Origin of the sequence: Microbacterium pratiae, assembly GCF_047302165.1 — a bacterium.
GTDB lineage: Bacteria > Actinomycetota > Actinomycetes > Actinomycetales > Microbacteriaceae > Microbacterium.
The window spans coordinates 2946135-2970333 of record NZ_CP154843.1; the positions used below are offsets into that span (position 1 = coordinate 2946135).

Below are 24199 nucleotides of genomic sequence, written 5' to 3' on the forward strand. Positions count from 1 at the left end.
CAGCGTTCCCGGCCGAACGGGGAGCTCGAGGGTGCTAGCGGCAGACGAGGCCGTCTTCAGGCACGGTGTCGTCGATGAAGAAGGCCTCGACCGCGTCGTCGACGCACGAGTTGCCCTTCTGGAAGCCGGTGTGCCCCTCGCCCTCGCGCGTGATGAGCACGCCCGAGGCGAGCTGATCGGCCAGCGACTCGGACCATTCGTAGGGAGTGGCGGGATCGTTGGTCGTGCCCACGACGACGATCGGGGCGGCACCGTCTGCCGTGATCTCGCCGCGTGTGCCGGTCGGCGGGTAGGGCCAGACGGCGCAGGCGTCGACGCCCTCCCAGTACGGCGCAACGGTGGGCGCCTCGACGGCCAGGCGCGCCTTCGAGGCGGCTTCGGCCTCGGGATCGTTCTCGACCGGGTAGTCCATGCAGTTGTAGGCGCGGAACGCCTCGGACGAGTTGTCTTCGTATCGCCCGTCGGACGTACGCGCGTAGTAGAAGTCGGCGAGGAGGAACGCCGTCTGGGGGTCACCCGCCAGCGTCTGCGCGAGAGCCTGCCGCAGGATCGACCAGTTGTCCTGCGAATAGAGCGCCGCGATGATCGCTGTCATGAGCGAGTCGGCGCCGAGGCGCCGGCCATCGGATGCCGGCAGCGGCGAGGCATCGACACTCGCGAGCAGCGTCGCGAGGTCGGTCATGGCATCGTCGACCGACCCGCGGAACGGGCAGTCCTCCTCCTCGAGGCACGCCGCCATGAACGCGCGCAGAGCCGACTCGAAGCCGACCGCCTGGGTGGCGCTGACGTCGATGGACGAGACACTCGGGTCGATCGCTCCGTCGAGCACGAGGCGCCCGACGTTCTCGGGGTAGAGCTTCGCGTACGTCGCGCCGAGGAAGGTCCCGTACGAGTAGCCGAGATAGTTGAGCTTCTCGTCGCCGAGCACCGCACGCAGCAGATCCATGTCGCGCGCGGCGAACTCGGTCGTGATGAAGGGGAGGATGCCGTCGCTGTTCTCATCGCACGCGGCGGCGAACTGCTCGTTCCGTGCCGTCAGCTCGGCCTCCCACTCGGGCGTGCCCCGAGGAGCCGCCGGGATGTCGAAGAAGTATGCGTCGGTGCCCGCAGCGTCGAAGCAGGCCACGGCGCTCGAACGACCGACCCCGCGCGGGTCGAACCCGATGACGTCGTACGCATCCGCCAGCACGGATCCGACGGCGAACTGAGCGCTGTCGGCGATCAGGTCGTACCCGCTCGCGCCGGGACCGCCGGGGTTCACCAGCAGCGACCCGAGCGCCTCCCCCGATCCCGCCGCGCGCCGCACGACGGCCAGCTCGACCTCGCCGGCCGAGGGATCGTTCCAGTCACGGGGTGCGCGCACCGTCGTGCAATCGTACGAGCCCGAGTCGGCGCCCTCGCAGGACTCCCAGTCGAGCTCCTGCCCGTAGAACGGCATCAGATCCGCCGAGACGCCCTCGGTGATGGGCGTGCGGCTCGGTGCCGGGGAAGCCTGTTCGGGGCTGCCCTTGAAGACGCAGCCGGTGAGCACCGTCACCGTGGCCGCGGCGATCGCGACGACGGTGACCAGACGACGGGGAGCTTTCACGGTGTCCTTCCGCTGGCAACGGTGATGAGCATGCTCTCGAGAGCGAGCACGGGGGCCGCATTGCCCTCGAGGGCGCTGCGCGTGGCCGAGATGCGATCGAGTACGACGAGCGTGCGATCGGGAGTCCAGGCCGACGCGAGGGCGGTGAGCTCATTCGTCAGTTCACGATTGATGAGGTCGCCCTCGCGCCCGAACTGCAGCATGAGCGTGTCGCGGTACATCGATTCGAGGTCGGTGAGGACCCGATCGATGCCGTCGCGCAGGCTGCGGGTGGCACGGCGCTTCTGGTCGTCTTCGAGCGCGCTGAGCTGACCGCGCACCGCGGGCGGAACGGGTGCGCCCGGCGCGACCCCGAGCGTGCGACGCAGCGCTTCGCGCTCGGACTCGTCGCGTTCCGCCGTCAGGGCCTTCGCGTCCTCGGTCGCGGCGCTCACGATACGGCCGGCCGTCTCGACGGCATCCGACACCCCGCGCACCGCGAGCACGGCACGGAGGGTCGCGTCGCGTCGCTCGCGGGAGGCGGCATCTGTCGCCAGGCGCTGGGCCATGCCGATGTGCCGCTGCGCGAGCCGCGCGGACTGCTCGGCCACCGCTTCGTCGACGCCCGTGCGCGCGGAGATGAGCCGCGCGACATCCGCGACATCCGGCTCGCGGAGCCGCAGGGTGCGCACGCGCGAGCGGATCGTCGGCAGCAAGTCGGCGTCACTGGGAGCGCACAGCACCCAGACCGTCTGCTCCGGCGGCTCTTCGAGTGCCTTGAGCAGCACATTGCTCGTGCGCTCGACCATCCGGTCGGCGTCTTCGACGACGATGACGCGGTACCGCCCCAGTGAGGGCGAGAAGTACGACCGTTCGACGAGGGCCCGAGCGTCGCGGATCGAGATGACGACACCCTCGGTGCGAAGCGCCGTGAGGTCGGGATGCGTGCCCGCCAGCACCTGACGCATCGCGGCCTCGTCGCCCGGCTCGGCGATCAGTGCGGCCGCGAAGGCGTGAGCGAGCGTCGAGCGCCCCGAGCCCGGCGGGCCAGTGATGAGCCAGGCGTGCGCGAGCTGCGCGGGATCGGATGCCGCGGCCTGCAGCGCCGAGACGGCGGAGTCCTGACCCCATACCTCGCCCCACGGCGGCGCGAGCGGAGCGGAGACGGTCATGGGTCCAGCCTACGGGGAGGCTCCGACCTCGGTTACCCCGCGTCGCGCGGGCGCTGACCCCGTCGGAGGTGCCGACTCAGCGACGCACTGAGCGTTCGACGCGCGCCCGGATCTCGTCGGCGAGGTCGCCCGGCGGGCGCGATGCGTCGAGGACGAGGAACCGCTCGGGTTCCGTTGCGGCGAGCCCGAGGAAGGCGGTGCGCACGCGCTCGTGGAAGTCGGCCTTCTCTGCCTCGAGCCGATCGAACGGCTTGTCATCGGCGTCGAGACGCGCCCGCGCGGCGGCGGGGTCGAGGTCGAGCAGCACCGTGATGTCGGGCAGCGCGCCGTCGGCGGCCCATAGCGACAGGTCGCGCACCTCACCGGCATCCAGTACGCGTCCGGCCCCCTGGTAGGCGACGGACGAATCGAGGTACCGGTCCTGCACGACGACGGCGCCGCGGTCGAGGGCCGGACGGACGACGGTCGCGACGTGGTGCGCCCGGTCGGCTGCGTACAGCAGCGCTTCGGCGCGCGGCGCGATGTCGCCCCGGTGATGCAGGACGATGTCGCGGATGAGCACTCCCACGTCGCTGCCGCCCGGCTCGCGCGTGCGCACGACCTCGCGGCCGTTCTCACGGAGCCAGGCCTCGAGTGCGGCCGCCTGGGTCGTCTTGCCCGACCCGTCACCGCCCTCGAGGGTGATCCAGAGTCCACGCTCGGCCGAGCCGGTCACTTCTTCTTGGCCGCCGGCTTGCGCGTCGTCGTGGTCTTGCGCGCCGCTGTCTTGCGCTTGGGCGCGGGACCCTTGGCACGCTTGTCGGCGAGCAGCTGCACGGCCCGTTCGAAGGTGACCTCTTCGGCGTTCTCACCGCGCGGGATCGTCGCGTTGGTCTCGCCGTCGGTGACGTAGGGACCGAAGCGGCCGTCTTTCAGCTTGATCGGCTTGCCGCTGGTGGGATCGGCTTCGAACTCCTTGAGGGCGCTGGAGGCCGCGCGAGCACCGTACTTGGGCTGCGCGTAGACGGCCAGAGCCTCGTCGAGCGTGATGTCGAAGAGCTGCTGCTCGCTGGCGAGGGTGCGCGAGTCGGTGCCCTTCTTCAAATACGGTCCGTAGCGTCCGTTCTGAGCGGTGATCTCGTTGCCCGTCTCGGGGTCGACGCCCACGACGCGAGGAAGCGAGAGCAGTTTGAGGGCCTGATCGAGGTCGACCGTGTCGACGCTCATCGACTTGAAGAGCGACGCCGTCCGCGGCTTGGGGGCCGCTTCCTTCTTCTTCGTCGTCTTCTTCTTGGCGGGGGCGACCTCGCCGGTCGCCTCGTCGACGGTCTCCTCCGGCTCGGGCTCGAGCTCCTGGACGTAGGGGCCGAAGCGTCCGTCCTTGACGACGATGAGCTTGCCGTTCTCGGGGTTCTCGCCGAGCACCCGGTCGCCGGCGACGGGAGCGTCGATGAGCTCCTGAGCCTTCTCGGGCGTCAGCTCGTCGGGTGCGAGGTCGTCGGGGACGTTGACGATGCGTGTCTCACCGTCGCCGACCGGAACGTCGAGGTACGGCCCGTACTTGCCGAAGCGCAGGGTCGCCACGTCGCCGATCGGCGTCGCGTTCAGCTCACGCGCGTCGATGTCGCCGAGGTTCTCGACGATGTTGCGCAGGCCCACGTGACTGTCCGAGCCGAAGTAGAACTCTTTGAGCCAGGCCTCACGAGCCTGCTCGCCTCGGGCGATCGCGTCGAGGTCGTCTTCGAGCGCAGCCGTGAAGTCGTAGTCGACGAGGTCGGCGAAGTGCTGCTCGAGCAGCCGCACGACGCTGAACGAGAGCCAGCTGGGCACGAGCGCCTGTCCGCGCTTGGTGACGTAGCCGCGTTCGAGGATGACGTCGATGATGCTCGCGAAGGTCGACGGACGGCCGATGCCCTTCTCTTCGAGCGCCTTGACGAGACTCGCCTCGGTGTAGCGGGGCTTGGGGCTCGTGGCGTGACCCTTGGGCTCGACATCCGACAGAGCCAGTTCGTCGCCGACGGCGACGGGCGGGAGCGACTGATCGGCCGAGCGGTCGTTGTCGCCACGCTTCTCGTCGTTGCCCTCCTCGTATGCCTCGAGGAAGCCCTTGAAGGTGTAGACGGTTCCGGATGCCGTGAACGCGGCGCGCTTGCCGGCGGCGTCGGCCTCGAGCGTGACGGTCGTGGTCTCGTATTTCGCGTCGGACATCTGGCTGGCGACGGTGCGCTTCCAGATGAGGTCGTAGAGGCGCTGCTCGTCGCGGTCGAGCCCGGAGGCGACGGACGCGGGCGTGCGGAACTCCTCGCCCGACGGGCGGATCGCCTCGTGCGCCTCCTGGGCGTTCTTGGCGTTGTTGCGGTACGAGCGCGGGCTCGCGGGAACCGCGCGATCGCCGTACAGCGCGACCGCCTGGGTACGCGCCGCCGTCACGGCCTGCGCCGAGAGCGCGGTCGAGTCGGTACGCATATAGGTGATGTAGCCCTTCTCGTAGAGACGCTGGGCGACGCTCATCGCGTGCTTGGCGCTCATCGAGAGCTTCCGTCCGGCCTCCTGCTGCATCGTGGAGGTCGTGAACGGCGGCTTGGGGCTGCGGGTTCCGGGCTTGGCCTCGACCGCGGTGACGGCGGCAGTGGCGGCCTTCTCGATCGCGGCGGCGAGCTCTCGGGCGTCCTTCTCACTGAGGACGACGACCGCCTTCTTGAGCGAACCGGTGTCGTCGAAGTCGGTGCCGCGGGCCAGCGGAGCACCGTCGAGCCGTGCGAGGCGGGTCGAGAACGAGCCGCCGTCCTTCGCCGCGTGGGCCTCGATGTCCCAGTACGACGCCGAGACGAACGACATCCGCTCGCGCTCGCGCTCGACGACCATGCGGGTGGCGGCGGACTGCACGCGGCCGGCACTCAGGGCCTGACCGTCGCGGCCGGAGCCGATCTTGCGCCACAGCACGGGCGAGACGTCCCAGCCGTAGAGGCGGTCGAGCACGCGACGGGTCTCCTGCGCGTTGACGAGCGCGAGGTCAAGCTCGCGGGTGTTGTCGGCGGCCGCGCGGATGGCGTCCTTCGTGATCTCGTGGAAGACCATGCGCTTGACGGGGACCTTGGGCTTCAGCACCTCGAGCAGGTGCCAGGCGATCGCCTCACCCTCGCGGTCTTCATCTGTGGCGAGCAGGACTTCGTCGGCGCCTTTCAGGGCGCGCTTGAGCTCGGCAACGGTCTTGGTCTTGCGATCGCTGACCACGTAATACGCATCGAAGCCGTTCTCGACGTCGATGGAGTACTTGCCGTACGCCTGCTTCTTGTCGGCCGGGATGTCCTCTTTCTTAGCGAGGTCCCGGATGTGCCCGACCGAGCTGAGCACTTCGTACTCGTCGCCCAGGTAGCCCTGGATCGACTTCATCTTGGTCGGGGACTCGACGATGACGAGTTTCTTGCCGCCTGCCACGAGTCATCCTTTCTCCAGCGCACACCATACACGCGCCACACGGTGGAAGACGCTGGGAGCGGCGCGCCATATCCTTCTGTCGGCATGCTGCGGCCCACGAGCCGCGCGGGCGCGCGCGTGCACGCGGAATACACCCTCGGACGCCCCGTTCTCGACGGCATGAGGGGTGCGCGCCGCCGCGCGATTCACGGATCGTTCTGCCGATGCGAATACGTCACTCGGCCGGGCCCGCACGAGCTCGCGCCTGCACGGCGAACGCACTGACTGTCGCCCCGACCACGACGGTCGCGACCACGCCATCCGTCTCGCATACGGTGAGCACGAGCCCCGCGCGCTCGACGACCTGGGCGGCCCGGTCGCACGGCACTCCCCCGACGAACCCGAGCGCGGTGTCGGCCGCGGCGAGAGCCGCCGTGTCGGCGACCACCGACGCCCGGGCCGACTGAATCGCGGCCGCACCGGCCCAGGCGCACCCAGCAGCGACCGTCGCCGTCACAGCCAGAATGCCGACGGCTGTCATAGCTCCCGCCATCAGAGGCCCCCGGAGAGTGCGCAGGCCTCTGCCCGCAGCTGTGGCAACGGCAACGGGATGCCGTGATGAGCCGTCACGATCGCACAGGTGAGGTCCGCGTCGGATCGGACCTCGAGCGATGCGCCGCCGACGGCGGTCTGCACGACCGCCGAGGCCCTCCCCGGGTCTTCGTCTCGCGCAACGAGCCGGGCGGCCTGAGCAGCCGCATGCTCGAGGCGGATCTGCGTGCCCGCCGCCGCCAACGCGGCGACGGCGAGCAGCACCAGGAGCATCGCCGCCGGGACGACGACCGCGAACTCGGCGGCCACCGAGCCGCGATCGTCTCGGCGGAGGGTCATTCGACGGTCAGCGCCCGCCGCACGAGATCGGTGAGGATGCCGCGCACCTCGTCGCTGCGCATGATCACCACCAGCAGGCCCGCGAAGGCGACGGCGGCCATCGTCGCGATGGCGTACTCCGCGGTCGCGGCACCGGACTCGTCGGCGAAGAGCTGCGCGGCGCGCGCTCTCGTCAATCGAGGAAAGGATCGGTTCATGTCTGCTCCGTTCTGTCGTTGAGTGTTCGTGTCGGGCACGGTGGGCACGATGGGCACGGTCTGGGTCTGGTCGAGCGCGAACCAGCTCACGGTCGAGCTCGCGCGGGTGCGGCGGTGTCACAGCGTCACCGAGGCGCTCGTCGTCGTGCTGAGGAGCATCGGGGCGACACCGATCAGGAGGAACGCCGGCAGCGTGCACACGCCGAGCGGCAGCAGCAGACGCGATGTGAGATGCGCCGCCCGCATCCGACCCTCGATGCGGGCACGGTGGCGCTCGAGCTCCGCGGTAGCGCGCAGAAGGTCCACTGCCGGTACGCCTGCCGAGGTCGAGAGATCGAGGACATCGCGGTCGGCATCCGCCGGCGAGACGTCGACGGATGCCAGCACCTCCTCTGCTCGGCCGATCGACACGCCGCCCGACAGCGCGATCGCGAGGAGTTCCGCCGACGTGCCCGGGACACCGCCTCCGGGCCGGGCACGAGCCACGAGACGACGTGTCCACACGTGCGCGCCGACCATCAGCAGCGCCCCGACGACGAGACATGCCGCGCCCACGGGGTGCCGCAGAGTGGCGAGCACGTCGAAGCCGAGCGTCAGTGCCAGCGCGACCGCCACGAGCGGCAGCCATGCGACCAGGCGGGCCGTAGCCGTCGGCTCGGCGAGCGCGACACGGATGTCGTCGCGAGCAGCTTCGGCGTCGCGCAGCGCCTCGGCCATTCCGCGCAGCGTGCGCGCCAGCGGAGCCCCCACGGTCGTGGCGACATGCCAGGCGGCGGCGACCTCGTGCCAGACACCGGGTTCCGCAGCGATCGCATCGGTGAGCGGTGCACCCGACTGGCGTCGATCGTGAACGCGCCGGGAGGCAGGGTCGCCCGACGCGGCGAGATGCTCCCAGGCCCGGTCGGGTGCGATCCCGGCTTCGAGGAGGACGGCGAGACGGTGCAGGATCGGGGCGACATCCACCGCCGCCGCGACATCCGCCTCAGCTGCGGCACGTTCCAAGCGCCACCGCCGCCTCATGCTCGCTCCTCGACTCCGAGGCGGCCGTCTCGCACGATCGGCCGGGCGATGCCGACGACCCGTCGCACGCCGTCGACGTTCCCGACGTGGACGATCGCGCCGATCGCGCTCACCACCTGTCGGGCGACGCCATGATCGTCGAGACCCGCCAGCGCACCCAGCGCCTCGAGTCGGGCCGGGACGTCAGCGAGGCCGCTCGCGTGCACCGTCCCCGCTCCGCCGTGGTGCCCCGTGTTGAGGGCGGTCAGCAGCTCGCGGACCTCTTCACCGCGGCATTCGCCCACCACGAGCCGGTCGGGTCGCATGCGGAGCGCCTCCCGCACCAGCCGAGCGAGCGGCACGGCCCCGGCGCCTTCAAGATTGGGCTGACGCGCCTCGAGTCGCACGTGGTGCGGGTGATCGAGTCGCAGCTCGGCGACATCCTCGATCGTGACGATCCGTTCGGTCGGGCTCGCGGCCGACAGCAGCGCCGCGAGGAGCGTCGTCTTGCCGGCGCCCGTCGCGCCCGTGACGAGGAGATTGGTCCGCTCCGCGACGAGCCGATGAAGGTCCTCGGCGACCGCGGCGTCGAACATGCCCCGCTGCTCGAGATCGGCGAGACTTAGCTGCTCGATCGCGGGGAGCCGGATCGAGATCACCGACCCCTCGCAGGCGACCGGCGACAGAACCGCGTGCACCCGGATGCCGCCGGCCCACCGCACGTCGGCGCAGGGTGTCGCATCGTCGAGGTGGCGTCCTCCGATAGCGATGAGCGCCACGGCGAGCGCGCGCACCTCCGCCTCGTTCGGACGCCACCCTTCGACGGGCTCGGCGCCGCGACCGCGGTCGACGAACACGCCGCGCTCCCCGTTGACGAAGACATCCGTCACATCCGGATCGAGAAGGTGCTCGCGCACGGGGTCGACCACCGCATCATCGGGGAGGTGTCGCCGCGGCCCCGTCGGCAACGCCAGCTCGTTCCGTGCGGCCCCGACGGATCCCTCGCGCGGAACGACGATGAATGCTGATGCCATGCCCCGACACTAGGAATCGGTGGGATGATCAGCCGCTCCGCATCCTCGGACGCGGAAGAATCGGCGTCGGCTCCGACGTGGGGAGGAGACGCGGGAGCGAACCCGTCTGGCGGCACGAGGAAGGTCGTTCCCCCTGCGGAAACGAAGAAGGACGGCACCCCACATTGGGGGATAGGGGTGCCGTCCACGCAGCGTCCCGCCGCTTGGGGGGTAGGTCGGGCCGCCACGGGCGCGATCGATGTCGCAGCCGGGATCAGCTTACGCTGTCGGACCGGCTGCGACCCAATCACCGCGCGCCCGCGCCACCCTCGGCACGACCACCCACTATCGGCGGTAGTCTCCTGATCTCGCCGCGGTCTAGATTGACCGCACGCCGCCCGCGCGCGGGCGCCATCGACCGCGAAGGAGCGTGCCGTATGAGCAGCCAGATCGACCACCTGCTGACCGAGACCCGGCGTTTCGCCCCGTCGCCGGAGTTCGCCGCATCCGCGGTCGGCACCGCGGAGCTCTACGAGCGCGCCGCAGCCGACCGCGAGGGCTTCTGGGCCGACCAGGCCCGTGAGCTCCACTGGCATAAGCCCTTCACCCAGGTGCTCGACTGGTCCAACCCGCCCTTCGCCGAATGGTTCGCCGATGGCGAGCTGAACGTGGCATACAACTGCCTCGACCGCCACGTGGAGGCGGGTCTCGGCGACCGTGTGGCGCTGCTGTGGGAGGGCGAGCCGGGCGATGACCGCGCCGTGACCTACGGCGAGCTGACCGACGAGGTCAAGCGTCTGGCCAACGTCCTCACCGGGCTCGGGATCGAGCAGGGAGACCGCGTCGCGATCTACATGCCGATGATCCCCGAGGCCGTCGCCGCGATGCTCGCCGTCGCGCGGGTCGGCGCGGTGCATTCGGTCGTGTTCGGCGGGTTCTCCGCCGACAGCCTCCGGACGCGCATCGACGATGCCGGGGCCAAGCTCGTGATCACCGCCGATGGCGGCTACCGCAAGGGCAAGGTCTCCCCCCTCAAGCCGGCCGTCGACCAGGCGCTGTCCGACCGGGGCGCCGGCCCCCAGCTCACCGTCGAGCACGTCATCGTCGTGCGTCGCGGCGGCAACGACATCGACTGGAACGACGAGCGCGACCTGTGGTGGCACGACGTCGTGCCCGCGGCATCCCCCGATCACGAGGCGCAGGCGTTCCCCGCCGAGAACCCGCTGTTCATCCTGTACACCTCGGGGACGACGGGAAAGCCGAAGGGCATCCTGCACACCTCCGGCGGCTACCTGACGCAGGCCGCGTTCACGAACCGCGTCGTGCACGACCTGCACGCCGAGACGGATGTCTACTGGTGCACCGCCGACATCGGGTGGGTCACCGGGCACAGCTACGTCACGTACGGCCCGCTCGCGAACGGCGCGACCCAGGTTCTGTACGAAGGCACCCCCGACACCCCCCACGCGGGGCGCTCATGGGAGATCATCCAGAAGTACGGCGTGACGATCTACTACACCGCCCCCACCGCGATCCGCTCGTTCATGAAGGTGGGTCGACAGGTTCCGGCGGAGTACGACCTCTCGAGTATCCGCCTGCTCGGCTCGGTGGGCGAGCCCATCAACCCCGAGGCATGGATGTGGTACCGCAAGGTCATCGGCGGCAAGAAGGCCCCGATCGTCGACACGTGGTGGCAGACCGAGACCGGCGCGATTATGATCTCGGCGCTGCCGGGGGTCACCGAGACCAAGCCCGGATCGGCGCAGGTCGCTCTCCCCGGCATCTCGATCGACGTCGTCGACGAGGAAGGCAACCGGGTCGGCGAGGGCAACGGCGGCCTGCTCGTTATCACCGAGCCGTGGCCCAGCATGCTGCGGGGTATCTGGGGCGACCCCGACCGCTTCGTCGAGACGTACTGGGAGAAGTTCCGGAAGCGGGGCTACTACTTCGCCGGCGACGGCGCCCGGCTCGACGACGACGGCGACATCTGGCTCATGGGCCGTGTCGACGACGTCATGAACGTCTCGGGTCACCGCCTGTCGACGACCGAGATCGAATCCGCGCTCGTGGCGCACGAGTCGACCGCCGAGGCCGCGGTCGTCGGAGCATCGGACGAGACCACGGGACAGGCCGTCGTGGCGTTCGTCATCATCAAGCAGAGCTATCTCGACGCGCACTCCCCCGACGGTCTCGCGACATCCCTCCGCCAGTGGGTCGGCGAGCAGATCGGCCCCATCGCACGGCCCCGCGACGTCTACATCGTCGGCGAACTGCCGAAGACCCGATCAGGCAAGATCATGCGCCGCCTGCTGCGGGATGTCGCCGAGGGGCGCGAGGTCGGCGACACGACCACGCTCGCCGACACCGCCGTCATGTCGGTCATCAGCGCCCAGCTGAAGTAGCCCGCGCGCGGACTTGATCGCGTCACTCGGCGTCGCGATCGAGCCCGCGGGCCCGGATCTCCTCGATGTCGAGGTCGGCGAGGATGCGGCGCGCCACCAGATCGTCGATCGTGCCGTCGCGACGCAGGCGCAGCAGCACCTCGCGCTTGCGATCGAGCATCGCCAGCCGCAACCGCGTCGCTTCCTTGTGCCTGATGAGCGGCGAGCGCTGCGTCAGGTCGATGTCGTCGCTGACCGCGAGCATCTCGAGCTGCGGGGCGCCCCGGTGCCCGTCCCCGTCGGGCGCCCCAGGCGGGACGGGGCCCATGCGCGAGGCATCCTCGTCGGACGAGTCGTCGTCGATGTCGGCATCCGAATCGCGTTCCTCGGCCGCCCGTTGACGCGCGACGGCGCGGGCGTTCGCCAGCTCGAGGCGTTCGTAGCCCTCGTGACGCGCGCGGTCACGCACACGGTCGCTCACCCCGTGCTCCGTGGCGAGATCGTCGAGCGCGGCGAGAGCGGCGCCGGAGATCGCCCGCTGCGCGAGCTCGTACTCCTCGACCGCCGCATCGTCGGCGGGCAGCTTCGCCCAGCGGATGACGACGGGGAGGAGCGGTCCCTGCACGAGCAGCGTGAGCACGATGACGCCCGCGGTGACGAACACGATCGAGTCGCGCCCCTCGACCGGCTCACCCGCGGCCGTCGTGATCGGCACCGAGAGGGCGATCGCGAGTGACACCGCGCCGCGGAACCCCGACACGGTGCTCACGACCCGTGAGCGATGACGGAGCGACCTGCTCGATCCGGCCGCCGGTCTCGAGAAGGGCGAGAACAGCCATTGGAAGAGGTAGCGGACGACGAACAGGGCGACCCACGCTGCGACGGTGACGAGGAGCAGGATGCCGATCTCCGACGGCGAGATCTCGTGCAGCACCAGCTGCACCTCGAGGCCGATCAGGACGAACAGCGCCCCGTTGAGCAGGTACACCCCGAACGGCCACGTCGCATCGGCCGCACGGCGCGACATGGCGGTCGTGATGCGCGGCGAGACCCAGGCGACGATGAGCCCCGCGAAGACGACGGCGAGCACGCCGGATGCCTCGATCAGCTCGGCGACGAGGAAGGCGACGAAGGGGACGAGCAGAAGGGTCAAGTTGATCGTCAGGGTCGACTGCATCCGTCGCAGCGCGAAGAAGGCGAGGGCCGCGACGGCGATGCCTGCGGCAGCTCCGCCGAGGTACGACAACAGCACCATCCCCGTGATGGAGAGGGCGGTGACCTGGTCGCCGAGCAGGAGCGAGACGGCGATGGCGTAGAGCACGAGGGCGGTGCCGTCGTTCGTGAGGCTCTCCGCCTTGAGCTTCATGAAGGTGCGGGCGGGCAGCAGCCTGCCGAGCGCGGCCACGGCGGTGGCGTCGGGCGGCGCGACAGCCGCGCCGAGCACGAGAGCGGCCTCCCACGGCACCCCGAGCCACGTCGCGACCGCCGCGACGGCGAACGCCGAGGCGACGACGAGCAGGGTGCTCATCGGCACGATGTACCGGAGTGACCGGCGGACCGATCGCAGGGACGTCGTCCATGCCTCGCGGAACAGCAGCACCGGCAGGAACAGCAGCAGCACGGTCTCGGGCGGCAGCTCGATCGCCCGCAGCTCCGGCACGAAGCCGAGCAGCAGCCCGATCACGAGCAGCACGAGCGGTGTCGCGACGCGCAGCCGCGGAGCCAGGACGGTCCCGACGAGCAGCGCGATGCCCAGCAGAACCGTGACCTCGAGTCCCTGCATCCCTACCGCCCTTCCGCGTGGTCCACACCAGAGCGTAGGGCCGCGAGCGAGGTCGCGGGCGGTGCGGCGATCCAGGTTCGCGGTGGGCGGAGAGCGCGCAGGTCAAACGAGGGCGAAGACGACCTCGACCTCGACGGGCGAATCGAGCGGGAGCACCGGCACACCGACCGCCGAGCGGGCGTGGCGCCCGGCGTCACCGAAGACCTCGCCCAGCACTTCGCTCGCACCGTTGATGACACCCGGCTGTCCCGTGAACTCGGGAACGGATGCCACGAATCCGGTCACCTTCACGACCCGCGCGAGGTTGTCGACGCCGCCGGCCACGGCCGCCGCCGCGGCGATGGCGTTGAGCGCGCACTGACGAGCGAGCTGCTTCGCGGTGTCGGCCGCGACGAGCCCCTCGCCCTCGCCCACCTTGCCGGTCGCGGGCAGCGAACCGTCGATCATGGGCAGCTGCCCCGAGGTGTACACGAGTCCGTCGTGCTCGGTCGCCGGGATGTACGCCGCGACGGGCGGCACGACGGGCGGAAGCTGGATGCCGAGCTCGTCGAGGCGCGCGGAGATGCTCATGCGCCCGTCCCCTCGAACTGCTGGGCGGCCTGATGCGCGGCGCCGAGGCCGGCGTTGGCCGCTCCCCCGCCGACGGGACGTTTGAAGTACGCGACCAGGCCACCTTCAGGCCCGGGCACGACCTGCACGAGCTCCCACCCCTGCTTGCCCCAGTTGTTGAGGATCGCCGCGGTGTTGTGGATCAGCAGGGGCGTGGTGAGGTACTCCCACGTCGTCATCGGGGCTCCGATCTTCGGCTGTCGCTCGCGCGCCGGCATGCGCAGGGGCACGCGCGCAAGGGGTGGTCCTGAGGCGGATGCCCAGGTATCTCGCTTACGATCACCCTATGCCTCACAAGAAACGCACGGCCACCGGTGTGCTCGGCGGTCTCGCCGGCCTGGTCGGCCTGAGTGCTGTGGCCGGGATCCTGGTCACCGCGACGGTGACCCCCGCCATCGCCGTGTCGGGTTACGCGGCGACCAGCGCTATCGACGTCTTCGACAACATGCCGAGCTACCTCGAAGTCGACGAGCTGATGCTCCCGACCGAGTTCTACCGCAAGGACGCAGACGGCAACGACGTCCTCATGACGCAGTTCTACGACCAGAACCGCATCCCGGTCACGTGGGACGAGGTCTCGCCGGTCATGTACGACGCGATCACGTCGAGCGAGGACAAGAACTACTACACGCACGGCGGCGTCGACCTGCTCGGCACCGCGAGCGCCGTGTTCGGCAACCTGCGTGGCGGCGACACCCGCGGTGGGTCGTCCATCACGCAGCAGTACGTCAAGAACGTGCTGCAGCAGGCGTGCGAGAAGGAAGCCAAGTCGCAGGACGAGGTCGAGGCGTGCTTCCGCTCGACCACCGTCTCCTCCGGCACCGACGGCATCGAGCGCAAGCTGCAGGAGATGCGGTACGCGATCCAGCTCGAGAAGCGATACCCGAAGAACGAGATCCTCCTCGGCTACCTCAACATCGCGCACTTCGGCGGCACGGTCTACGGAATCGGCGCGGCCGCTCAGTACTACTTCGGCGTGCCCGCATCCGATCTCACGATCGGCCAGGCCGCCGCGATCGCGGGCATGGTGCAGGAACCCAACACCTACCGTCTCGATCGCCCCGACAGCGAGACCAACGGCGCCGCGAACGGGTATGAGCTCACGAAGGACCGTCAGGTCTACGTCCTCAACCGCATGCTCTCCGACGGGAAGATCACCCAGGAGGAGCGGGATGCCGCTGTCGCGGAGCCCATCACCCCCAACATCCAGGAGCGCCCGCAGGGCTGCCAGCTGGCCGCGGGGGCGGAGTTCTTCTGCGAGTACGTTCGGAACATCGTCCTCGACGACCCGGCCTTCGGCGAATCGCTCGAGGAGCGGCAGCAGAACCTGCGCCGCGGCGGCATGAAGATCTACACGACGCTCGACCCGCAGCTGCAGGATGCCGCGCTCGACGCCATGTCGATCGTTCCCGCGACGGACGACCGCCTGAACCTCGGCGCTTCCGGCGTCCAGGTCGAGGTCGGAACCGGCCGCGTGCTCTCGATGGTGCAGAACCGTCCGTTCGCGCCCGTCGCCACCGACAACTCCACCACGCCGGTCAACTACAACGTGCGCAACCAGGACGGTGGCGGTGGCCACTCCGCGGGCTCGACCTACAAGGTATTCAGCCTCATCAACTGGCTGGAGCAGGGCCATTCCGTCAACGAGGTGATCAACGGCCGTGTCGGGAACAAGCGCGTGCTGACGAGCTGCGACGGCGCCACCCAGAACGTCCGCACCGGTAACAGCGGTCGCACGAACGAGATCGGCAACTTCCAGAGCAGCAACGGCTACTCGGGCACGATCAAGAAGTTCACGGAAGACTCCCTGAACTCCGGCTTCCTCGCGATGGCCGAGCGCATCTCGGTGTGCTCGACCAACCAGGTCGCCATGAAGATGGGCGTCATGCAGTCCAACGGCGACCCGCTGGACGTCAACAACAACCCCTACGACGTGCTCGGCTCCGCCGCGGTCGCTCCCATCGACATGGCGGAGGCCTACGCCGCCGTCGCCGGCGGCGGCATGCGCTGCGAGCCGAAGGTCATCGACCGCGCGATCAAGTCCGACGGCACCGACATCACGCCGCAGACCAGCTGCGATCAGGCCATCTCGGCCAACGTCGCTGCCACCGCCGCGTTCGCGCTCGAGGGCGTCATGAACGCGACGGGTCAGGGCGCCCGGATCTTCGACGGCGTGCCGGTGTTCGGCAAGACCGGTATCCACGAGTACGAGCACACCTGGATGGACGGCGCGAGCACCAAGGTCGCCACCGTGGTCTGGGTCGGCAACGTCGACGGCTTCGCGAAGCTCAACGAGTACCGCGTCAACGGCTGGCGCCTGGATCAGATCCGAAACGCCATCTGGCCGAAGATGCAGGGGGCGGCGAACGCCAAGTTCGGCGGCGACCGCTTCCCGACCCCGGACACGAACCTCACGAAGAACGTGCAGACGGACCTGCCGAACGTCGTGGGTCAGACCGTCGACGAAGCACGCGGCACGCTCGAGGCAGCCGGCTTCACGGTGAACGTCGCCGAGGCCACCGACTCGACCGAGCCCGAGGGGCGGATCGTCTCGCAGGACCCGGGTGCGGGCCGTGCTCCGGGCGGAACGACGGTGACCATCACGCCGAGCAACGGCCAGGGCGCAACGGTGCCGCCGGTGACGGGCAACCCGCAGGAGGCCGAGCGCCAGCTGCGAGCCGCCGGCTTCACCAGCGTGACGACGGCGTGCACCGAGAAGGACGATTCGGCGCAGCCGACCGTGACGGGCACGAGTCCCGGCGCGGGCGAGGCGGTCGGCCGCGGGACGCAGATCACCATCGAGTACACCGCGAAGAACTGCTGATGGCAGGCGTCCGCAGGACGCTCTCCACGATCGCCACCGCCGGTGCCCTGGGCGCCGGCGGTGCGGTCGTGTGGGGGGTGGGCATCGAGCGCCATCTGTTCACGGTCCGTCGTCACGAGATCGACGTGCTGCCTGCGGGCAGCGCGAGCATCACCGTGCTGCACCTCTCCGACGCCCACATGGCGCCGTGGCAGCGGCGCAAGCAGCGGTGGATCGCCGAGCTGGCCGAGACGACGCAGCCGGACCTGGTGATCAACACGGGTGACAATCTCGGCCACGTGCGCGGCCTCGACGGCATCCGTCGCGCCTTCGCTCCCCTGCGGGGCGTGCCAGGGTTCTTCGTCCACGGGTCGAACGACGTGTACGAGCCGAGCGCGCGGAACCCGCTGCGCTACTTCACGGGACCCTCGCGTCACGCCAAAGCAGCGCCGAAGCTCGACACCGCGGCGATGGACTCGTTCTTCGCCGACGACCTGGGCTGGTCCGAGCTCGACAACGCCGCCGCCGCCGTGCGCGTGTCCGGGATGCGGATCGCCGGCATCGGGGTCGACGACGCGCACCGCGACTGGGACGACCTCGATGCGCTTCCGGGGGCTCTGGCGGCCCTGGGAGGCCGCCGCCGGACCGACCTGACCCTCGGGGTCACCCACGCCCCGTACCGCCGCGTGCTCGACCGCTTCGCCGCGCTGGGGGCCGACATGATCTTCGGTGGACACACGCACGGCGGCCAGGTCCGCGTCCCCTTCGCGTCGCGCGCGATCGTCGCCAACTGCGACATCCCCCTCGACCAGGCGCGCGGCTTGAGCACGTGGGGTGCTGACGCCGTGCCGCTCAACGTCAGCGCCGGCCTCGGGCATTCGATCTACGCGCCGGTGCGATTCGGATGCCGCCCCGAGGCATCCGTCATCGTCCTCCGCGCGCGAGCGTGAGCCGATTCGTCTTCCGGGCCGGATCGGGGTAAGCTTGGAGGGTTGCCACGGGGTGTGGCGCAGCTTGGTAGCGCGCGTCGTTCGGGACGACGAGGCCGCAGGTTCAAATCCTGTCACCCCGACAGCGAAGAGGCTCCGCCGCAAGGCGGGGCCTCTTTCATGCCACCGGAGAACGGAGCACGGATGCCCATCCCCCGCCTGGTCGCCTTCGACCTCGACGACACCCTCGCTCCCTCGAAGAGCGCCATCGATCCGCGCATCGGACGCCAGCTGCTCGATCTCGCGGCGCGCGTCGAGGTCGCGATCATCTCGGGCGGACAGCTCGCACAGTTCACGGCGCAGGTCGTCGACCAGCTGCCCGAGACGGATGCCGAGCTGCTGTCTCACTTCCACCTGCTGCCGACGTGCGGCACGCAGTACTACCGGCTCTCCCCCGCCGGCATCGAGACGATCTACGCCCGCTCGCTGACCGACGACCAGAAGTCGCGCGCCCTCGCCGCCGTCGAGGAGGAAGCGCGTCGTCTCGGCCTGTGGGAGAGCGAGACCTGGGGCCCCATCCTCGAAGACCGCGGATCGCAGATCACCTTCTCCGCGCTGGGCCAGCAGGCTCCCGTCGACGCCAAGATGGCCTGGGACCCGACCGGCGAGAAGAAGAACGCGCTGCGGGCGGCGGCGGCGGACCGCATCCCCGATCTCGAGGTGCGCGCCGGAGGCTCGACGTCGGTCGACATCACCGAACGCGGTATCGACAAGGCCTACGGCATGACCCGCCTCATCGAGCAGACCGGCATCCCGCAGGACGACATCCTGTTCGTCGGCGACCGGCTCGACGAGACCGGCAACGACTACCCGGTGCTCGCGATGGGCGTGGCCTGCCAGGCGGTCGAGGGCTGGGAGGACACCGCTGAGTTCCTCGACCAGCTCATCCCCACGCTCCCTCTGCGCTGATCGTCCCCGCGGGCGACTCTGCAACACGCATTCGGGCCCCGGGCCGAGCAGCCGTTCGGCTGCCGGCACCGGGGCCCGTCTCTTCGCGTGCCGTCGTCAGGCTCGCGACGCGGTCTTGGCGCGGGAGGCGGTGCGACGCGGCGCTGAGCCTGTTATCGGCACGAGGCGCTGCAGTTGCGTGACGTGGCGGGGCTCGAGCTCCTCGAGGCTCGAGACGCCGAGCAGCTGCATCGTGCGCTCGATCTCGCTGCGGAGGATCGCGATGGTGCGGTCGACGCCCTGTCGCCCGCCCGCCATAAGCCCGTAGAGGTACGCGCGGCCGATGAGCGTGAACTTCGCGCCCTGCGCGATGGAGGCGACGATGTCGGCACCGTTCATGATGCCGGTGTCGACCATCACGGTCGCATCCTTGCCGACCTCGCGCACGACCTGCGGCAGGAGGTGGAACGGCACAGGTGCGCGATCGAGCTGACGACCGCCGTGGTTCGAGAGCACGATCCCGTCGACACCGAGGTCGATCAGGCGCTTGGAGTCCTCGACGTTCTGGACACCCTTGATGACGATCTTGCCGGGCCACAGGCCGCGGATCACCTCGAGGTCGTCGTAGCTGATGGTGGGGTCCATCGCGGCGTTGAGGAGTTCGCCGACAGTGCCTCCGGTGGTCGTCAGCGACGCGAACTCGAGCTTGGGTGTCGTCAGGAAGTCGATCCACCACCAGGGGCGCGGGATGGCGTTGACGATCGTGCCGACGGTCAGGGCGGGCGGGATCGAGAAGCCGTTGCGCTTGTCGCGCAGGCGCGCCCCGGCGACCGGGGTGTCGACCGTGAACATCAGCGTGTCGAAACCGGCCTCCGCGGCCCGCTTCACGAGACCGTACGAGATCTCGCGGTCGCGCATGACGTAGAGCTGGAACCAGTTGCGTCCGTGGGGGTTCGCGGCGCGCACGCCCTCGATCGAGGTCGTGCCGAGGGTGGAGAGCGTGAACGGGATGCCGGCGGCGCCCGCTGCCGACGCTCCCGCGCTCTCGCCCTCGGTCTGCATGAGTCGCGTGAATCCAGTCGGGGCGATGCCGAAGGGCAGCGCCGATCGACCGCCGAGGATCTCGGTCGACATGTCCACCGATTCGGCCGGACGAAGGATGTCGGGGTGGAACTCGATGTCCTGGAACGCCTGACGCGCACGCGCGAGCGAGATCTCGCCCTCCGCGGCGCCGTCGGTGTAGTCGAACGCCGCCTTGGGCGTCCGGCGCTTCGCGATCGTCCGCAGGTCGTCGATCGTCAGGGCCGACGAGAGTCGGCGACGACGACCGTTGAGATCGGGGGCCTTGAACTGCATCAGTTCGAGCAGCTCGGGGATCTTGGGCAGCTGGCGGGTGACCATGTCTCTCCTCTGTTCCGGCCGGGGGCCGAAGGGGTCGGGCCGGATGGGTTCAGGCGGATTCGGGGCGGACGGGGTTCGCAGACGCGTAGTACCCCGTGATGTGGTCGCGAACGGCGATGCGGGCGTCCGCGACGCGCTGCTCGTCGATCGCGAGCACGATGGCATTGTGCTCGTCGCGCAGCCGGTCGACCGCGCTGTTCCAGTCGGGGATGCGCGCGGCGCCTTCGAGCACGTAGTCCTCGATCGACGAGCGGAGGCCGGCCATCATCGCCGCGACGACCTCGTTGCCCGACGCCTCGGCCAGCGCGACGTGGAACTGCGCGTCGAGCGCGAGGAAGTCGGCGGGGCTGAGGTCGGCGGCATCCATGGCGCGCAGGGCTTCGCGCGCTCGCGCGAGGTCCACGTCGGGCGAGCCGGCGAGCTCGCCCGCGACCCACTCTTCGAGCAGGAGACGGGTGTCGACGACATCCGAGATCGCGAAGCCCTGAGCGGCCACCTGCAGGCGCAGCAGCGCCTGCATGCCTCCGGTCGGGCGGGCCACCACGATCGCGCCGGCGCTGGGCCCCGATCCGGTCGCGGTGCGGATGAGTCCCATGACCTCGAGCACGCGAAGCGCCTCGCGGACGCTCGACCGCCCGACACCGAGCTGCGCGACGAGGTCGCGTTCGGACGGCAGCCGGTCGCCGGGACCGAGCTTGCCGGCGAGAAGATCGGACTCGATCTTCTCCAGTACGACGCGCCAGGCGCGCGCCGGGGTTCCGTCAGCCATGACGCCCCTCTCCTTGGTGGCCGGACCACGATACATCTTGTGGTCTGACCGCGCAAAGCCCGGGACGGGCGCGTCGTGAAACGTATCAGGCGCGGGACGCCTCAGGAGAGCCGGCCGCCCGACTCGCGGAGGTAGCACTCCGCGCACATCGACTCGTAGGTGACACGATCGGCCGCGAGCTCATCGATCGCGACCTGGTCTCCCTCGAACACGAAGCGACCGCCGACCAGACGCGCGTTGAACAGCGCCTTCCGCCCGCAACGGCAGATCGTCTTGAGCTCCTCGAGACTGTGCGCGAGCTCCATGAGCCGAGCAGAGCCGGGAAAGGCGCGCGTCTGGAAATCGGTGCGGATGCCGTAAGCGAGCACCGGCACGTTCTCCTCCACCACGGTCCGCAGCAGATCATCGACCTGCTCCGACGTCAGGAACTGCGCTTCGTCGATGAGGAGGCAGGCGACATCCGACCCCGTCTCGGTGCGGACGCGCTCGCGGTGCACGCCGAACACGGCACGCAGATCGTCGTCCGCGCCGACGAGGAAGTCGACATCGCGCTCGACCCCCAGGCGACTGGCGATCTGTCCCGCGCCCTTCGTGTCGATCTCAGGCTTCGCGAGCAGAACGTGCTGGCCGCGCTCCTCGTAGTTGTAAGCCGCCTGCAGGAGGGCCGTCGACTTGCCGGAGTTCATCGCTCCGTAACGGAAGTAGAGCTTGGCCATACCCGTCCGTCAGGGGTTGATCGAGAGCGCGTCGGCCGTCGCCGCGATCGACGCGCGCGCGGCATCGGCGCGCGGGTTGAGCGGCTGGCCGTAGCTCGGGATGAGGTTCTTGAGCTCGGGCTCCCAGCCGGCGATACGGTCGGGGAAGCACGTCTTGAGCAGGCCGAGCATGATGGATGCCGCCGTCGAGGCGCCCGGAGACGCACCGAGGAGACCGGCGATCGAACCGTCAGCAGAGGTGACGACCTCGGTGCCGAACTGCAGCACGCCGCCCTTCTTCGGGTCCTTCTTCATCACCTGGGCGCGCTGGCCGGCCTGGATCAGCTCCCAGTCCTCGTCCTTCGCGGTCGGCATGAAGACGCGGAGCGACTCGACCTTCTTGCTGTGGTTCTTCAGCAGCTCGCCGACCAGGTAGGAGATCAGACTCGGGTTGTCGACCGCGACCTTCAGCATCGGCAGCAGGTTGTGCGGACGCACCTGCGAGACGATGTCGGTGACGCGTCCGTTCTTCAGGAACTTCGGGCTGAACGTCGCGAACGGACCGAACAGCAACGACGCCTCGCCGTCGACCACACGCGTGTCGAGGTGGGGCACCGACATCGGCGGCGCGCCGACGGAAGCCTGCGAGTACACCTTCGCCTTGTGCTGCGAGACGACCGCCGGGTTCGAGGTCTTGAGGAACTGCCCGCCGATCGGGAAGACGCCGTAACCCTTGATCTCGGGGATGCCCGACTTCTGCAGCAGCTTGAGCGCCCAGCCGCCGGCACCGACGAAGACGAATCGCGCATCGGTGTGACCAGGGGTCCTGCCGAGGCGATTGCGCCAGAAGACGCGCCACGAGCCGTCCTTCTGACGGCGGAGCGTACGCACCTCGCGGTCGGTGACGACCTCGACGCCCTGCTCCTGCAGGTGCGAGAACAACTGGCGGGTGAGCGAGCCGAAGTCGACATCCGTGCCCGCCGGAACACGCGTCGCCGCGAACGGCTCGCCCTTGCGGCGCTCCTGCATCAGCAGCGGAGCCCACTGGTTGATGACGCGCGAGTCCTCGGAGTACTCGATCCCGGCGAACAGCGGCTGGTCCTTGAGCGCCTCGTAGCGGCGCTTGAGGAAGGCGACATCCTTCTCACCGCGGACGAAGGTCATGTGAGGCGTGGCGTTGATGAACGTCGACGGCTCGTCGAGGATGCCGCGCTCGATGAGCGAGGCCCAGAGCTGACGGCTCTGCTGGAACTGCTCGTTGATCGTGATCGCCTTGCCGGGATCGACGGAACCATCCGACGCCTCGGGCGTGTAGTTCAGCTCGCAGAGCGCAGCGTGGCCCGTGCCCGCGTTGTTCCACGGGTTCGAGCTCTCCTGCGCCAGATCCGACAGTCGCTCGTGCACCTCGATCTTCCAATCGGGCTGGAGCTGCTTCAGCAGCACACCGAGCGTGGCACTCATGATGCCCCCGCCGATCAGGACGACGTCGACCTTTTCACTCACGATGCACCAGTCTATCCCGGCGCGGCGGGGGCCATCCCGCCATGCCCGTCTCGCGTCAGAGACGCTCGGCGACGATCTCCGCGATCTGCACCGCGTTCAGGGCAGCACCCTTACGGAGGTTGTCGTTACTGATGAACAGCACGAGTCCCTTGCCCTCGGGCGCAGACTGGTCGGCGCGGATGCGGCCGACGTAGCTCGGATCGTTGCCGGCTGCCTGCAGAGGCGTCGGGACTTCCTCGAGCACGACACCGGGCGCCGCGGCCAGGACCTCGCGCGCCCGCTCCGGCGTGATGTCACGCGAGAACTCGGCGTGGATCGACAGCGAGTGGCCCGTGAACACCGGGACGCGCACGCAGGTGCCGGCGACGCGCAGGTCGGGCAGCTCGAGGATCTTGCGGCTCTCGTTGCGGAGCTTCTTCTCCTCATCGGTCTCGTTGTCGCCGTCGTCCACCAGGTTGCCGGCGAACGGGATGACGTCGAACGCGATCGGGGCGATGTACTTCTCGGGCTGCGGGAAGTTGACCGCCGACCCGTTGTGCACCAGATCGAGCGTGCGCCCCTGCGCGAGCACGCCCTCGACCTGGCCGAGGAGCTCCTCGGCGCCGGCGAGACCCGAGCCCGAGACCGCCTGGTAGGTCGAGACGATGAGACGCTCGAGTCCGGCCTCGGTGTCGAGCACCTTCAGCACCGGCATCGCGGCCATCGTGGTGCAGTTGGGGTTGGCGATGATCCCCTTCGGCGGGTTCACCGTGGCGTGGGGGTTGACCTCGCTGACGACGAGGGGAACCTCGGGGTCCATGCGCCAGGCGCTGGAGTTGTCGATGACGACGGCGCCCGCCTCTGCGAAGCGCGGCGCGTGCGCACGCGATCCGGTCGCCCCCGCGGAGAAGAGGGCGATGTCGATGCCGGCGGGGTCCGCGGTGGCGATGTCCTCGACGATGACGTCATGCCCGGCGAACTCGATCGAGGTGCCCGCCGAACGCGCGGTGGCGAACAGCCGCAGCTCGCGGATCGGGAAGTTCCGCTCGACGAGAATCTCGCGCATCACCTTTCCGACCTGGCCTGTGGCGCCGACGACGGCGACGGAGAGTCCGGAATCGGAGATGCGGGTCATAGCTGTTCCTTGCGTGAAGCGGGATCGGG

Annotated in this window: 21 protein-coding genes and 1 tRNA gene; 5 read left to right on the plus strand and 17 right to left on the minus strand. The window is 69.6% G+C overall.

Annotation, left to right across the window (positions count from 1 at the left end; translation table 11 throughout):
- Positions 1–34: 34 nt before the first annotated feature.
- The 9 genes from AA0Y20_RS14075 to AA0Y20_RS14115 all read right to left on the minus strand — a co-directional run bounded on the left by AA0Y20_RS14075 (position 35) and on the right by AA0Y20_RS14115 (position 9256).
- On the minus strand, positions 35–1588 hold the full coding sequence (locus tag AA0Y20_RS14075; RefSeq protein ID WP_412935475.1) for an alpha/beta hydrolase: 1554 nt from the start codon (positions 1586–1588) through the stop codon (positions 35–37).
- Positions 1585–2739, minus strand: coding sequence for a DNA polymerase III subunit delta' (locus AA0Y20_RS14080; protein WP_412935478.1), 1155 nt, complete (start codon positions 2737–2739; stop codon positions 1585–1587). The genes AA0Y20_RS14075 and AA0Y20_RS14080 overlap by 4 nt, the downstream gene beginning before the upstream one ends.
- A gap of 76 nt (positions 2740–2815) precedes the next feature.
- On the minus strand, positions 2816–3454 hold the full coding sequence (tmk, locus tag AA0Y20_RS14085) for a dTMP kinase (protein WP_412935481.1): 639 nt from the start codon (positions 3452–3454) through the stop codon (positions 2816–2818).
- Positions 3451–6156, minus strand: a complete 2706-nt coding sequence (gene topA / locus AA0Y20_RS14090; RefSeq protein WP_412935484.1) for a type I DNA topoisomerase — start codon at positions 6154–6156, stop codon at positions 3451–3453. The genes tmk and topA overlap by 4 nt, the downstream gene beginning before the upstream one ends.
- A gap of 214 nt (positions 6157–6370) precedes the next feature.
- Complete coding sequence (locus AA0Y20_RS14095; RefSeq protein WP_412935486.1) at positions 6371–6676, minus strand: helicase; 306 nt, start codon at positions 6674–6676, stop codon at positions 6371–6373.
- An 11-nt stretch (positions 6677–6687) separates the two neighbouring features.
- On the minus strand, positions 6688–7026 hold the full coding sequence (locus AA0Y20_RS14100) for a TadE family type IV pilus minor pilin (RefSeq protein WP_412935488.1): 339 nt from the start codon (positions 7024–7026) through the stop codon (positions 6688–6690).
- Positions 7023–7223: a DUF4244 domain-containing protein gene (locus tag AA0Y20_RS14105; protein WP_412935490.1), complete on the minus strand. Its 201-nt coding sequence runs from the start codon at positions 7221–7223 to the stop codon at positions 7023–7025. Before AA0Y20_RS14105 ends, AA0Y20_RS14100 begins: the two co-directional genes overlap by 4 nt.
- A gap of 117 nt (positions 7224–7340) precedes the next feature.
- Entirely contained in the window at positions 7341–8243 is a 903-nt protein-coding gene (locus AA0Y20_RS14110; protein WP_412935492.1) for a type II secretion system F family protein, read from the minus strand.
- Positions 8240–9256: a TadA family conjugal transfer-associated ATPase gene (locus AA0Y20_RS14115; protein WP_412935494.1), complete on the minus strand. Its 1017-nt coding sequence runs from the start codon at positions 9254–9256 to the stop codon at positions 8240–8242. Before AA0Y20_RS14115 ends, AA0Y20_RS14110 begins: the two co-directional genes overlap by 4 nt.
- A gap of 416 nt (positions 9257–9672) precedes the next feature.
- Here AA0Y20_RS14115 and acs point away from each other — a divergent pair, with 416 nt between their 5' ends.
- Positions 9673–11637 (plus strand): acetate--CoA ligase, encoded by a 1965-nt coding sequence (gene acs, locus AA0Y20_RS14120; protein WP_412935497.1) that lies wholly within the window; start codon positions 9673–9675, stop codon positions 11635–11637.
- A gap of 22 nt (positions 11638–11659) precedes the next feature.
- Here the strand turns inward: acs and AA0Y20_RS14125 are convergent, their stop codons facing one another.
- The 3 genes from AA0Y20_RS14125 to AA0Y20_RS14135 all read right to left on the minus strand — a co-directional run bounded on the left by AA0Y20_RS14125 (position 11660) and on the right by AA0Y20_RS14135 (position 14187).
- Complete coding sequence (locus tag AA0Y20_RS14125) at positions 11660–13399, minus strand: Na+/H+ antiporter (protein ID WP_412935498.1); 1740 nt, start codon at positions 13397–13399, stop codon at positions 11660–11662.
- Positions 13400–13501: 102 nt separating this feature from the next.
- On the minus strand, positions 13502–13969 hold the full coding sequence (locus tag AA0Y20_RS14130; RefSeq protein ID WP_412935501.1) for a RidA family protein: 468 nt from the start codon (positions 13967–13969) through the stop codon (positions 13502–13504).
- Positions 13966–14187: a DUF4177 domain-containing protein gene (locus AA0Y20_RS14135; protein WP_094261190.1), complete on the minus strand. Its 222-nt coding sequence runs from the start codon at positions 14185–14187 to the stop codon at positions 13966–13968. The genes AA0Y20_RS14130 and AA0Y20_RS14135 overlap by 4 nt, the downstream gene beginning before the upstream one ends.
- Positions 14188–14294: 107 nt before the next feature.
- Here AA0Y20_RS14135 and AA0Y20_RS14140 point away from each other — a divergent pair, with 107 nt between their 5' ends.
- From AA0Y20_RS14140 to AA0Y20_RS14155, 4 genes are all read left to right on the plus strand, one after another.
- Positions 14295–16832 carry a transglycosylase domain-containing protein gene (locus tag AA0Y20_RS14140; RefSeq protein WP_412935505.1) on the plus strand — a complete coding sequence of 846 codons (2538 nt, stop codon included), beginning with the start codon at positions 14295–14297 and terminating at the stop codon, positions 16830–16832.
- Positions 16832–17761, plus strand: a complete 930-nt coding sequence (locus AA0Y20_RS14145; RefSeq protein ID WP_412935507.1) for a metallophosphoesterase — start codon at positions 16832–16834, stop codon at positions 17759–17761. Before AA0Y20_RS14140 ends, AA0Y20_RS14145 begins: the two co-directional genes overlap by 1 nt.
- A gap of 48 nt (positions 17762–17809) precedes the next feature.
- A tRNA-Pro gene (locus tag AA0Y20_RS14150) sits at positions 17810–17883 on the plus strand.
- A gap of 61 nt (positions 17884–17944) precedes the next feature.
- Positions 17945–18709, plus strand: a complete 765-nt coding sequence (locus AA0Y20_RS14155) for an HAD-IIB family hydrolase (RefSeq protein WP_412935510.1) — start codon at positions 17945–17947, stop codon at positions 18707–18709.
- Between the two features lie 96 nt (positions 18710–18805).
- Here the strand turns inward: AA0Y20_RS14155 and AA0Y20_RS14160 are convergent, their stop codons facing one another.
- The 5 genes from AA0Y20_RS14160 to AA0Y20_RS14180 all read right to left on the minus strand — a co-directional run bounded on the left by AA0Y20_RS14160 (position 18806) and on the right by AA0Y20_RS14180 (position 24170).
- Positions 18806–20089, minus strand: a complete 1284-nt coding sequence (locus AA0Y20_RS14160; RefSeq protein WP_412935511.1) for an alpha-hydroxy-acid oxidizing protein — start codon at positions 20087–20089, stop codon at positions 18806–18808.
- Between the two features lie 49 nt (positions 20090–20138).
- Positions 20139–20858 (minus strand): FadR/GntR family transcriptional regulator, encoded by a 720-nt coding sequence (locus AA0Y20_RS14165; RefSeq protein WP_412935513.1) that lies wholly within the window; start codon positions 20856–20858, stop codon positions 20139–20141.
- Positions 20859–20959: 101 nt separating this feature from the next.
- Positions 20960–21574 (minus strand): thymidine kinase, encoded by a 615-nt coding sequence (locus AA0Y20_RS14170; RefSeq protein ID WP_412935515.1) that lies wholly within the window; start codon positions 21572–21574, stop codon positions 20960–20962.
- 9 nt (positions 21575–21583) lie between these two features.
- The gene (locus AA0Y20_RS14175) at positions 21584–23056 is read right to left on the minus strand and encodes a malate:quinone oxidoreductase (RefSeq protein ID WP_412935517.1); all 1473 of its coding nucleotides are present in this window, start codon (positions 23054–23056) and stop codon (positions 21584–21586) included.
- 55 nt (positions 23057–23111) lie between these two features.
- Positions 23112–24170, minus strand: coding sequence for an aspartate-semialdehyde dehydrogenase (locus AA0Y20_RS14180; RefSeq protein WP_412935518.1), 1059 nt, complete (start codon positions 24168–24170; stop codon positions 23112–23114).
- Positions 24171–24199: the final 29 nt, after the last annotated feature.